Here is an 11,319-nt window from a genome sequence, read left to right on the forward strand (position 1 = left end):
CACCGCCGAGCGGGGGCGCCGGGATGCCGGGGTAGTCGGGCGGCGGGTTCAGCCGCTGGCCGGGGAAGCCGCCCATCTCGTACTTGAGCAGCTTCCGCGCCTTCTCGGGATCGGTCTCGCCCTCTCCGTACGAGGGGCAGAGGTGGGTGATCGGGCAGGCGCCGCAGGCGGGCTTGCGGGCGTGGCAGATCCGGCGGCCGTGGAAGATCACCCGGTGCGAGAGCATCGTCCACTCGCTCTTGGGGAAGATCGTGGCGACCTCGGCCTCGATCTTCACCGGGTCGTCGGACTCGGTCCACCGCCAGCGCCGGGCGAGACGGATGAAGTGGGTGTCGACGGTGATGCCGGGGACGCCGAAGGCGTTGCCGAGGACGACGAAGGCGGTCTTGCGGCCGACGCCGGGGAGCTTGACGAGGTCCTCCAGGCGGCCGGGGACCTCTCCGCCGAAGTCGTCCCTGAGGGCGGCGGCGAGGCCCATGATCGACCTGGTCTTGGCGCGGAAGAAGCCGGTCGGCCGGATCAGCTCCTCGACCTCCTCGGGCACGGCCGCCGCGAGGTCCTCGGGCGTGGGGTACTTCGCGAAGAGGGCGGGGGTGGTCTGGTTGACCCGCAGGTCGTTGGTCTGGGCCGAGAGGACCGTGGCGACGAGCAGCTCGAAGGGGTTGCGGAAGTCGAGCTCCGGGTGGGCGTACGGGTAGACCTCGGCCAGTTCGCGGTTGATCCGGCGCGCCCGGCGGACCATCGCGAGCCGTGACTCGGGCTTGACGGCCTTCCGATTTGCACCTTTCGCCCGTTTCGACACACCGTGTTCGCCCACAGCGGAATTACCTTCGGCCGACACTCTTTCAGCCCCCTTGGCCTGCGCTCTCACCGGCGAGTTGGACACCCGGCCAGCCTAGGCGCCGCCGCCGACATCCGCCCCGGGCACGGCCGATCGGAGCCCAATCGGGCCCCTGACGTACGGACGGGCGGCTCGGTACGTCAAACTTGTTGTGATTGATCGCACTGTTTTGTGCGTCCGGCATCATGGGACCCAGGTCCTTTGAGCAGGTCGACAGTAGGAGAGAACTCGTGGACGACGTTCTGCGGCGCGCCCCGCTCTTCGCGGCGCTCGATGACGAGCAGGCTGCCGAGCTGCGCGCCTCGATGAGTGAGGCGACGCTCGCCCGTGGCGACGCGCTCTTCCACGAGGGCGACCCCGGCGACCGCCTGTACGTGGTGACCGAGGGCAAGGTGAAGCTGCACCGCACCTCCCCCGACGGCCGCGAGAACATGCTGGCCGTCCTCGGCCCCGGCGAGCTCATCGGCGAGCTGTCCCTCTTCGACCCGGGCCCGCGCACCGCCACGGCGACCGCGCTGACCGAGGTCAAGCTCCTCGGCCTGGGCCACGGCGACCTCCAGCCCTGGCTGAACGCCCGCCCCGAGGTGGCCACGGCGCTGCTGCGCGCCGTCGCCCGCCGACTGCGCAAGACCAACGACCAGATGTCCGACCTGGTCTTCTCCGACGTCCCGGGCCGTGTCGCCCGCGCACTCCTCGACCTGTCGCGCCGCTTCGGCGTGCAGTCGGAGGAGGGCATCCACGTCGTCCACGACCTCACCCAGGAGGAGCTGGCCCAGCTGGTCGGCGCCTCCCGCGAGACGGTCAACAAGGCGCTCGCCGACTTCGCCCAGCGCGGCTGGCTGCGCCTGGAGGCCCGCGCCGTGATCCTGCTGGACGTGGAGCGCCTCGCGAAGCGCTCGCGGTAAGCGTCTCCGTACGCACGCGTAAAGGGCCGCCCCGGTTCGACCGGGGCGGCCCTTTACGCGTGCGTGGCGGCGGTCAGCGCTTCGAGCCGTCCACGATCACCGGGGCGGAGCCACCGCTCCCGCAGGGCACCGCGTAGACCGGGTTCTTCGCCGCGGCCTCCTTGTACGCGTCGATGCACTGGTTCATCAGGACCTTGTCCGTCAGCGAGTCGTTGAGGATCTTGTTGGCGCGGGCGATGCCCTCCGCCTCGATGCGGCGCCGGTCGGCCTCGGCCTTGGCCGTACGGGAGGCCTCGGTGGCCCGCTCGGTGGCCTGCTGCTGCTGGATCTTGCGGTCGATCTGGCCCTGGAGGGCGTCCGAGGGCTTCACGTTGCGCAGGTTGACCGTGGTCACGTCGATGCCGCGCGGGGCCAGACGCTGCTTGATCAGGGTGCCGATCTCGGCGTTGATCTTCTCGCGGTCGGTGGCGTACCCCTGCTCGCTGGTGTAGTGGGCGAAGACGTTGCGGACGATCTCCCGGCTGTCCGGGTAGACCAGCCGCTGCTGGATGGCCTCCTCGCTGCCCGCGAGCTTGTAGAGCTCGACGGACTTGGCCTGGTCGACGGACCACTTCACCGTCACCTCGGCGTACATGACACCGCCCTGCGAGGAGCGGACCTCGACCACGTCCTTGTCGGAGAGGTTGAGGTCGACCGGGCGGGTCGAGAAGGTCGTGACGTCCGTGAACGGCGACTTCAGGTGCATGCCCGAGGTCATCGGCGCGCCCACCTTGCCGAAGGCGACCGGCACGCCGACCTCGTACGCGCTGATCACGTACGTCATGCTCGCGATCAGCGAGAAGAGGCCGGCCAGGACCGCACCGAGGGCGCCGAACTTCAGCCCCTTGGAGTCGTTGGCGCGGCCGACGAGAAAGAGCACCACTGCGGCTATGACCAGCAGGATGGCGATGACGAACACGGGCAGTCCCCCCGAAAGCTACGGCCGGATGTAAGCGGAGCGTAAGACACACGGGAAAGCCGAAAGGTTCCGGGTCCCGTCTCACGGACCGCGCCCCCGGCCGGAGCAGGCCGGGCCGCGGCCCCTCAGGCCAGGCCGCGGTCCCTCAGGTACTCCAGCTGCGCCCGTACGGACAGTTCGGCCGCCGGCCACAGCGAGCGGTCCACGTCCGCGTACACGTGGGCGACGACCTCCGCCGCCGTCCGGTACCCCGCCTCGACCGCCGTCTCCACCTGGGCGAGCCGGTTCGCCCGGTGCGCGAGATAGAACTCCACGGCCCCCTGCGCGTCCTCCAGGACCGGCCCGTGCCCCGGCAGGACCGTGTGCACCCCGTCGTCGACGGTCAGCGAGCGCAGCCGCCGCAGCGAGTCCAGATAGTCCCCGAGCCGCCCGTCCGGGTGCGCGACCATCGTCGTCCCGCGCCCCAGGATCGTGTCGCCCGTCAGCACCGCCCGGTCGGCCGGCAGGTGGAAGGAGAGCGAGTCCGAGGTGTGCCCGGGCGTCGGGACGACCCGCAGCTCCAGGCCGCCGACCGTCACCACGTCCCCCGCGCCGAGACCCTCGTCGCCCAGCCGCAGCGCCGGATCGAGGGCCCGCACGGCCGTCCCGGTCAGCTCCGCGAACCGGCCGGCGCCCTCCGCGTGGTCCGGGTGGCCGTGGGTCAGCAGGGTCAGCGCGACCCGCTTGCCGAGCTTCTCGGCCGTGTCGATCACATGACGCAGATGGCCCTCGTCGAGCGGCCCCGGGTCCACCACGACGGCGAGGTCCGAGCCCGGCTCGGAGAGCAGCCAGGTGTTGGTGCCGTCGAGGGTCATCGCGGACGGGTTCGGCGCCAGGACGTTCACGGCGCGGTCGGTCGCGGGCCCGGAGACCACCAGTCCGCGCGGCTGGCCGGGCAGGGCGGCGGCGTCGCTCATCGCTCGCCTCCCGTGGGGATGACCTTGGTGAACTCCTCGTGCCCCGGCCAGCTCAGGACCAGCTCGTCGCCCTCCAGACGCGCCTGTGCGAGGACGGGGGCCATGTCCTGCGCCTCCGCCGCCACCAGCGCCTCGGCGGCCGTCCCGTACGGCTCCAGGGTGCGCAGGGTCGAGATCGTCGGCGGCATCATCGTCAGCTCGCCCCGGTCGTAGCCGGCCGCGGCGTCCGCCGGGCGGATCCAGACCGTGCGGTCCGCCTCCCCCGACACGTCCCGGGTGCGCTGCCCGGCCGGGAGCGCCGCCACGAAGAACCAGGTGTCGTACCGGCGCTGCTCGAACTCCGGCGTGATCCAGCGGGCCCACGCGCCCAGCAGGTCCGAGCGCAGGACGAGCCCGCGCCGGTCCAGGAAGTCGGCGAAGGACAGCTCCCGGGCGACGAGCGCCCGCCGGTCCCGCTCCCACTCCTCGCCCGTCGTGTCGCCGACGACGCCGTCCTCGGTCTCCCCGGCGAGCAGCACGCCCGCCTCCTCGAAGGTCTCGCGCACGGCGGCGCAGACCACGGCCTGGGCCTGTGCCGGATCGTCGAGGCCGAGCCGGGCCGCCCACGTCTCCAGGGACGGGCCGGCCCAGCGCACCGGCTGCTCGTCGCGCGGGTCGACGCCGCCGCCGGGATAGGCGTACGCGCCGCCGGCGAAGGCCATCGAGGTGCGGCGGCGCAGCATGTGGACGTCGGGCCCGTCGACCCCGTCCCGCAGGAGCAGGACCGTGGCGGCGCGCCGGGGCGTCACGGGGGTGAGCTCACCGGCGGCGAGGGCACGGATGCGGTCGGGCCATTCCGCCGGGTACCACTGACCGTTCGACTGCTTCGACTGACCATTCGACATGGCCGGATGCTATGCGCAAGCATCGGAATGCACGAGAGCCGGTTTCCCGAGGCTGTGGAAAACCGGCTCCCTGTGTCGTACGGAGTCGTGCCGAGTCGTACGGGCTCTCGTCGAGCCGTACGGGCTCTTGCCGAGTCGTACGGATCGGCGGTCAGGCCTCGACGAGCTCGACCTGGACCTCGACCTCGACCGGCGCGTCGAGCGGCAGCACGGCCACGCCGACGGCGCTGCGCGCGTGCACGCCCTTCTCGCCGAGGATCTCGCCGAGCAGCTCGCTGGCGCCGTTGATGACGGCGGGCTGACCGGTGAAGTCGGCGGCGGAGGCGACGAAGCCGACGACCTTCACGACGCGCTTGACGCGGTCGAGGTCACCGGCGACCGACTTCACGGCCGCGAGCGCGTTGAGCGCGCAGGTGGCGGCGAGCTCCTTGGCCTCCTCCGGCGTGACCTCGGCGCCGACCTTGCCGGTCACCGGAAGCTTGCCCGCCACCATCGGGAGCTGGCCCGAGGTGTAGACGTACACGCCGGACTGCACGGCCGGCTGGTAGGAGGCGATCGGCGGCACGACCTCGGGCAGGGTCAGACCGAGCTCGGCGATCCGCGCCTCGACGGCCCCGCTCACGACTTGGCCCGCTTCAGGTAGGCCACGAGCTGCTCGGGGTTGTTCGGCCCGGGCACGACCTGGACGAGCTCCCAGCCGTCCTCGCCCCAGGTGTCCAGAATCTGCTTGGTCGCGTGCACCAGAAGCGGCACCGTGACGTACTCCCACTTGGTCATGGGGCCGACTGTATCCGCTGCCGCGGGACCATCCGCCGAGGTGGCCCCCGAAGCTCCCCCTAGGTGGCTTCTCCGGGGCGGCCTGCTGATTGCGCGCGGCCGCCAGTGGTTAGGCTCGACAGCGTGAGCAGGCTCCAGGTCGTCAGCGGCAAGGGTGGTACCGGTAAGACGACGGTCGCCGCCGCCCTCGCCCTCGCCCTCGCGACGGAGGGGAAGCGGACCCTCCTCGTCGAGGTCGAAGGCAGACAGGGCATCGCACAGCTCTTCGAGACGGAAGCCCTTCCGTACGAGGAGCGCAAGATCGCCGTCGCCCCCGGCGGCGGGGAGGTGTACGCGCTGGCGATCGACGCCGAGCGCGCGCTCCTCGACTACCTCCAGATGTTCTACAAACTGGGCGGGGCGGGGCGGGCCCTGAAGAAGCTCGGCGCGATCGACTTCGCGACGACGATAGCGCCGGGCGTCCGGGACGTGCTCCTGACCGGCAAGGCGTGCGAGGCGGTCCGGCGGCGCGAGAAGGACGGTCGCCCCACCTACGACCACGTCGTCATGGACGCGCCGCCCACCGGCCGCATCACCCGCTTCCTCAACGTGAACGACGAGGTCGCGGGCCTGGCCAGGATCGGCCCGATACACAACCAGGCGCAGGCCGTCATGCGGGTCCTGAAGTCCCCCGAGACGGCGGTGCACCTGGTGACGCTCCTGGAGGAGATGCCGGTCCAGGAGACCGCGGACGGCATCGCGGAGCTGAGGGCCGCCGATCTGCCGGTGGGGCGGGTCGTGGTGAACATGGTCCGCCCGCACGTCCTCGACGAGGCGGCCGTGCGGGCCGCCTCGGGGGACCACCGGGACGCGATCGCCCGCGCCCTGGCGTCCGTCGGCGTCACGGGCGGCACGCGGCTGGTCGAGCCGCTCCTCGACCAGGCGGCCGAGCACGCGCGGCGGGTGGAGCTGGAGCGGACGCAGCGCGCCGTCCTGGACGGCGTCGGCGTCCCCTCGTACGAACTGCCCTTCCTCGGGGACGGGGCGGACATCGCCGGGCTCTACCGGCTGGCGAAGGAACTGCGGAAGCAAGGGGTGGGCGCGTGACGGAGAAAGCGGACGCCACGACGGCCCCCGAAGCGGCCGCCGCCGGGGCCGGGCCCGGAGCCGCCGCCGGGACGGGGGAAGGCGCCGGGGCCAGGCCCGAGTCCGTGGACGGGCCGGACGTTGTGAACGGGCCCGAGGCCGTGGACGGACCGGACGTTGGGGACGGGCCGGGCATTGGGAACGGACTGGGCATTGGAGACGGGCCGGATGTTGTGGACGGGCTCGATCGCGCGCCGCTCCTGGAGCTCGATCCGCTCCTCGACGACCGGGGGACCCGGATCATCGTGTGCTGCGGCGCGGGCGGGGTCGGCAAGACGACCACGGCGGCGGCCCTCGGCGTGCGGGCGGCGGAGCGCGGCCGGCGGGTCGTGGTCCTCACCATCGACCCGGCGCGCCGGCTCGCCCAGTCCATGGGCATCGACTCCCTCGACAACACGCCCCGCAAGGTCGACGGGATCAAGGGGTCCGACGGCGGCGAACTGCACGCCATGATGCTCGACATGAAGCGGACCTTCGACGAGATCGTCGAGGCGCACGCGGAGCCCGAGCGGGCGCGGGCCATCCTGGAGAACCCCTTCTACCAGTCCCTGTCGGCCGGATTCGCCGGTACGCAGGAGTACATGGCGATGGAGAAGCTGGGTCAGCTCCGGGCCCGCGACGAGTGGGACCTGATCGTCGTCGACACCCCGCCGTCCCGGTCCGCGCTGGACTTCCTCGACGCGCCGAAGCGGCTCGGGTCCTTCCTCGACGGGAAGTTCATCAAGCTGCTCATGGCCCCGGCGAAGGTCGGCGGCCGGGCCGGAATGAAGTTCCTCAACGTCGGCATGTCGATGATGACGGGGACCCTGGGGAAGCTGCTGGGGGGTCAGTTCCTGAAGGACGTCCAGACGTTCGTGGCGGCGATGGACACGATGTTCGGCGGTTTCCGGACCCGCGCGGACGCCACGTACAAGCTGCTCCAGGCCCCGGGCACGGCCTTCCTCGTGGTCGCCACTCCGGAGCGGGACGCGCTGCGCGAGGCCGCGTACTTCGTGGAGCGGCTGGCCGCCGAGCGGATGCCGCTGGCCGGTCTCGTCCTCAACCGCGTCCACGGCAGCGGCGCCGCCCGGCTGTCGGCCGAGCGGGCGCGGGCCGCCGCGGAAAATCTTGACGAGGGGCGCATTGTGGATCAGGGGGGCGGGAAGGCTGGACTGCGTGGCTCCCCGGCCACCACGCCCGAGCTTGAGACCGAGCCCGAGCCGAACGATCTCGCCACCGCCGCCGCCGCACATCCCGTACCCGAGGCTGCCCCCACAGCCGAACCGGCACAGGAAACAGATGTGGACGTACGTCATCTCACCGCAGGACTTCTGCGCCTGCATGCAGAGCGCATGCGGGTGCTCGCACGTGAGCAGCGCACGCGCGACCGCTTCACCGCGCTCCACCCGGAGGTGGCGGTGACCGAAGTGGCCGCCCTGCCCGGCGATGTGCACGACCTCGCCGGGCTGCGGGCCATCGGTGACCGGCTCACGGCGGGGCGGACGCCCTCGACCTGAGCCTTGAGGCCCGAGCCTTGAGGCCCGAGCCTTGAGTACCTGAACGCCGGGCGGTTACTAGCCGACCGCCGCGTACGCCTCGTACGTCGCGTCGTCCTCGATCGCCACGGGCAGCAGGCCCGCTCCGCGCTCGTACTCCGTCCGCGCGGTCTCCAGGAGCCGGCGCCACGAGGTGACGGTCGGCCTCCGGCGCAGCAGGGCGCGGCGCTCGCGCTCCGTCATGCCGCCCCACACACCGAACTCCACGCGGTTGTCGAGGGCGTCGGCGAGGCACTCGGTCCGCACCGGGCATCCGGTGCACACCGCCTTTGCCCTGTTCTGTGCCGCTCCCTGCACGAAAAGTTCATCCGGATCGGTAGTGCGGCAGGCCGCCTGCGCACTCCAGTCAGCTACCCAGCCCATACCGGCGCCGTCCTCTCCCGAATCGAGGCTCCCCCACGGCGGCAGCGGCATATTCACCGCTGCCAGTTGGGACGTTACGGAAGGTGGGCACAGCGCAACACCCCCTTCGGGCCCAATCTTGAATGGTCCGAACGGACTATGCGTGCGCGTCAGATCACCCAGGGGAGTGATCGAAGGACATGCGTGTGATAGCGGACATACCCCGTGGATACGCCCTTCCTCGGCGGGGCCATTTCGGGACACCGCGTGGCACATGAGCCGGAATCGGACACGAGGCTTCCCGCGCTTCGGGGTCACGGGACTTCATGCCGATGTCACACCCGGGTCTTGATGCGAGACCACACTGCTGTGACAGTTGGGAGCAGCTTAGGCCAAGGCATATACGTGTGTCCGGCGAATGAGAACGTAGACACCTCACGTTGCTATGCCGTCAAGTCAGGCCGCGTGAGTGGTGAGGTCAGGCGTCTTCGTCGTCGAACATGGTCTCTTCGATTTCGACGAGTTCGTCGTCGGTCAGCTGTGGCGGGCTCCAGTTCCGGCTTCGGGCGTGCTGGATGAACCGCTCGTCCAGGGTGACGTGGTAGCGCTCGACGTAGTGAGCGAGGTCCGAGTACCAGAACCACTGGCCGTCGGTGAGCAGCGACAGACCTCCGATCAGCTCGTGTTCCGGGCTGAGGACGTCGTGAACCCTAGTCGTGGTGGCAGCAAGGACCGCCCCTTTGCGCAGGTAGCGCGCGAGGGACTGCTCGTCCTGGACTCCTCCGGCACGGACGACAGCATGAAGCGAGGGCCCCTCAGGTCTGCCGTGCCCGAGTTCCCGGAACTCGCCGATGAAGCGGTCTGCGACGGAGGGCTGGTTGCTGCTCATGCTTCGGGAGCCTAGCCACCCGAGCCGTAGGCCATCCTGGCCTTTTCCGGGGACGGGACTATGCAGCCCGCGCTGCTGCGTTCTCGATCCCCGCAGGGAAGGCGGCTGACTCGTCGAAGCGCTGTCCGTGCTGGAGGCAGTGGTAGAGCTGGCCGATCATGCGGTTGAAGAGGTTGCGCTGAGCGGCCGCGTGCCAGTCACCTTGCTCGCGGCGGCGCCGGTAGTGGGCGTTCGCCCCGGTGGACGCCCGCAGGGAGGCGAAGGCCCAGAGATAGCCGGCGTGGTTGAGCCGGTCGTTCTTCACCCAGCGTCTGGTGATGGCGGACTTCTTGCCTGAGGCGCGGGTGATGGGTGAGGAGCCGGCATATGCCTTCAGGCCGCGGGCGTCGGCGAAGCGGGCGCGGTCGTCGCCGATCTCGGCCAGAACGCGGGCGGCAAGCTGGATGCCGAGGCCGGGGAAACTCAGCAGGATCTCGGCGTCCGGGTGCTGCGGGAAGGCCTCTTCGACCGCTTCGGCGAGCTGGTCGGCGGCGGTGCAGGCGGCATCCAGCTGGATGAGGAGGGCGAGCATCTGCTTGCCGAGCGCGTCCTCGACCAGCGGCGGCTGATGGGCCCACTCACCCCGGAAGACCTCGCGGAGGCGTTCGGCCTCGGCTTCGATGCCGCGCTGACGGCCGGCTCGCTTGAGGGCGGCCTGGATCTGGGTGCGGGTCAGCCGCGCGGCCCGGGCCGGGGTCGGCGCCGTTTTGAGGAGTTCCCTGGCCTCGGGGCGGCACAGGCCGTTGGTCCAGGTGGCGAAGGCGGCCAGGGCGGCGGAGTAGTACTCGCGCAGCAGGGACCGGAGCTGGTTGGCGAGCTGCTGCCGGTTCCACAGAGAGTCCTGCTGGGCGCGGGCCAGGACAGTGATCGCGCGGCCGAGGTCGGAGTCGTCGGGCAGGGGCCGGTGGGCGTGCATGTCGGTGCGGAGGATGTTGGCCAGGACCAGGGCGTCGCCGGGGTCGGACTTCTTGCGCGAGACGCTGTGCCGGTCGCGGTAGCGGGCGGCGGCCATCGGGTTGATCGCGAACACCCTGCGCTGGCCGGTCCGCAGCACGGCGACCAGCAGGCCGCGGGAGGTTTCGATCGCTACCGGGATGGGGTTCTGGGCGGTGTCGCCGTACTCGGCAAGCAGTTCCAGCAGGATCTTGTAGCCGGCCGCGTCGCCGGTGATGTGCCGCTTGGCGAGTAGCTGGCCGGTGTCGTCGACCAGGGCGATGTCGTGGGTTCGTTCCGCCCAGTCGATTCCGCAGTAGATCAAGATTCCCCTCCCCGGAGTTCGGTGTTTGCGCTGGTCACGAGCGCATGCGGGCCACGCAGCGACCTAATCCCAGGCCTCGACCACAGCGCGGTCGGGCCGCCACCTCACTAGCCGTTCGTGGTACCAGCGCACCTCACGGGCCTCGGTCTATGCGGGAGCTCGTACGGCTCGGGCGTATCGAGAGGTCACCGCGCGGCGGGCTCGCACCACAAACACCAACGGTGTTCGACGCAGGTGGTGGCGGCCGGGCAGACGCTGAAGGGCGCCGATCTTGGCCGAGACCTCCAGGACCTGGTCCTACGAAGACATTCCCTTCAGCACCCGCCTGGCCACCACCACTCGCACCAAATCGCACACCGATCTACGTTGAGGCCTCCACGGCCCGGCTGCACCTGGATGTCACGGTCTGGTACTCGAACGCTCCGAGAAGCCCCTGCTCCTGCGGATCGCTCATAACTACGGATTAGGCTGCCCCCATGCCAAAGAAGCGCTCGGGCGGTGGTCTGACCGGGACCCAGCAGGCCGCCAAGTTCCTCGGTGTCAGTGTGCTCGCCGGAGCCGTGCTGGCGGGCATCGCCCTGCCCGCCGCCGGTGCACTCGGGCTGGCCGCGAAGGGCACGGTCGAGGGGTTCGACGAGATCCCCTCCAACCTGAAGACCCCGCCGCTGAGTCAGCGCACCACGATCCTGGACGCCGAGGGCGGTCTGATCGCCACGGTGTACTCGCGGGACCGGAAGGTCGTGCCGATCGACAAGATCTCCCCGTACATGCAGAAGGCGATCGTCGCGATCGAGGACGGGCGGTTCTACG

General features: G+C 70.7%; 12 protein-coding genes and 1 pseudogene. 4 read left to right on the forward strand and 9 right to left on the reverse strand.

Features of this window, described 5'->3' with window-relative positions; all coding sequences use genetic code 11:
* Positions 1-817, reverse strand: an 817-nt coding sequence (nth, locus tag ABZ318_RS36915) for an endonuclease III (RefSeq protein ID WP_356906803.1), incomplete at its 3' end; no start/stop codon positions are given.
* Between the two features lie 254 nt (positions 818-1,071).
* Here nth and ABZ318_RS36920 point away from each other — a divergent pair.
* Positions 1,072-1,746 (forward strand): Crp/Fnr family transcriptional regulator, encoded by a 675-nt coding sequence (locus ABZ318_RS36920; protein WP_015034542.1) that lies wholly within the window; start codon positions 1,072-1,074, stop codon positions 1,744-1,746.
* Positions 1,747-1,819: 73 nt separating this feature from the next.
* Here the strand turns inward: ABZ318_RS36920 and ABZ318_RS36925 are convergent, their stop codons facing one another.
* The 5 genes from ABZ318_RS36925 to ABZ318_RS36945 form a co-directional block, all read right to left on the reverse strand.
* Complete coding sequence (locus ABZ318_RS36925) at positions 1,820-2,704, reverse strand: prohibitin family protein (RefSeq protein WP_356906804.1); 885 nt, start codon at positions 2,702-2,704, stop codon at positions 1,820-1,822.
* Positions 2,705-2,829: 125 nt separating this feature from the next.
* On the reverse strand, positions 2,830-3,660 hold the full coding sequence (locus ABZ318_RS36930; protein ID WP_356906805.1) for an MBL fold metallo-hydrolase: 831 nt from the start codon (positions 3,658-3,660) through the stop codon (positions 2,830-2,832).
* Positions 3,657-4,544 carry an NUDIX hydrolase gene (locus ABZ318_RS36935; protein ID WP_356906806.1) on the reverse strand — a complete coding sequence of 296 codons (888 nt, stop codon included), beginning with the start codon at positions 4,542-4,544 and terminating at the stop codon, positions 3,657-3,659. The genes ABZ318_RS36930 and ABZ318_RS36935 overlap by 4 nt, the downstream gene beginning before the upstream one ends.
* A gap of 151 nt (positions 4,545-4,695) precedes the next feature.
* On the reverse strand, positions 4,696-5,166 hold the full coding sequence (locus tag ABZ318_RS36940; RefSeq protein WP_356906807.1) for a RidA family protein: 471 nt from the start codon (positions 5,164-5,166) through the stop codon (positions 4,696-4,698).
* The gene (locus tag ABZ318_RS36945; protein WP_015034547.1) at positions 5,163-5,321 is read right to left on the reverse strand and encodes a DUF4177 domain-containing protein; all 159 of its coding nucleotides are present in this window, start codon (positions 5,319-5,321) and stop codon (positions 5,163-5,165) included. The genes ABZ318_RS36940 and ABZ318_RS36945 overlap by 4 nt, the downstream gene beginning before the upstream one ends.
* Positions 5,322-5,444: 123 nt before the next feature.
* On the opposite strand from ABZ318_RS36945, the gene ABZ318_RS36950 reads away from it, so the two are divergent.
* Both ABZ318_RS36950 and ABZ318_RS36955 read left to right on the forward strand, forming a co-directional pair.
* Positions 5,445-6,407: an ArsA-related P-loop ATPase gene (locus ABZ318_RS36950; RefSeq protein ID WP_177181708.1), complete on the forward strand. Its 963-nt coding sequence runs from the start codon at positions 5,445-5,447 to the stop codon at positions 6,405-6,407.
* Between the two features lie 212 nt (positions 6,408-6,619).
* The gene (locus ABZ318_RS36955; protein ID WP_356906808.1) at positions 6,620-7,942 is read left to right on the forward strand and encodes an ArsA family ATPase; all 1,323 of its coding nucleotides are present in this window, start codon (positions 6,620-6,622) and stop codon (positions 7,940-7,942) included.
* A 57-nt stretch (positions 7,943-7,999) separates the two neighbouring features.
* Here the strand turns inward: ABZ318_RS36955 and ABZ318_RS36960 are convergent, their stop codons facing one another.
* From ABZ318_RS36960 to ABZ318_RS36970, 3 genes are all read right to left on the reverse strand, one after another.
* On the reverse strand, positions 8,000-8,344 hold the full coding sequence (locus tag ABZ318_RS36960; RefSeq protein ID WP_015034550.1) for a WhiB family transcriptional regulator: 345 nt from the start codon (positions 8,342-8,344) through the stop codon (positions 8,000-8,002).
* Positions 8,345-8,801: 457 nt separating this feature from the next.
* On the reverse strand, positions 8,802-9,212 hold the full coding sequence (locus tag ABZ318_RS36965; RefSeq protein WP_356906809.1) for a hypothetical protein: 411 nt from the start codon (positions 9,210-9,212) through the stop codon (positions 8,802-8,804).
* A gap of 58 nt (positions 9,213-9,270) precedes the next feature.
* Positions 9,271-10,512, reverse strand: coding sequence for an IS110 family transposase (locus ABZ318_RS36970; RefSeq protein ID WP_356906810.1), 1,242 nt, complete (start codon positions 10,510-10,512; stop codon positions 9,271-9,273).
* A 473-nt stretch (positions 10,513-10,985) separates the two neighbouring features.
* Between ABZ318_RS36970 and ABZ318_RS36975 the strand changes: the two are divergent.
* A pseudogene (locus ABZ318_RS36975) lies at positions 10,986-11,319 on the forward strand (penicillin-binding protein); the annotation flags it as partial.

It is taken from the genome of Streptomyces sp. NPDC006197 (assembly GCF_040613865.1).
Classification (GTDB): Bacteria; Actinomycetota; Actinomycetes; order Streptomycetales; family Streptomycetaceae; genus Streptomyces.

Coding starts and splice junctions, on each gene's coding strand:
- ABZ318_RS36960 (WP_015034550.1), bottom strand. CDS start 8,344: ATGGGCTGGGTAGCTGACTGGAGTGCGCAGGCGGCCTGCCGCACTACC.
- ABZ318_RS36930 (WP_356906805.1), bottom strand. CDS start 3,660: ATGAGCGACGCCGCCGCCCTGCCCGGCCAGCCGCGCGGACTGGTGGTC.
- ABZ318_RS36965 (WP_356906809.1), bottom strand. CDS start 9,212: ATGAGCAGCAACCAGCCCTCCGTCGCAGACCGCTTCATCGGCGAGTTC.
- ABZ318_RS36945 (WP_015034547.1), bottom strand. CDS start 5,321: ATGACCAAGTGGGAGTACGTCACGGTGCCGCTTCTGGTGCACGCGACC.
- ABZ318_RS36935 (WP_356906806.1), bottom strand. CDS start 4,544: ATGTCGAATGGTCAGTCGAAGCAGTCGAACGGTCAGTGGTACCCGGCG.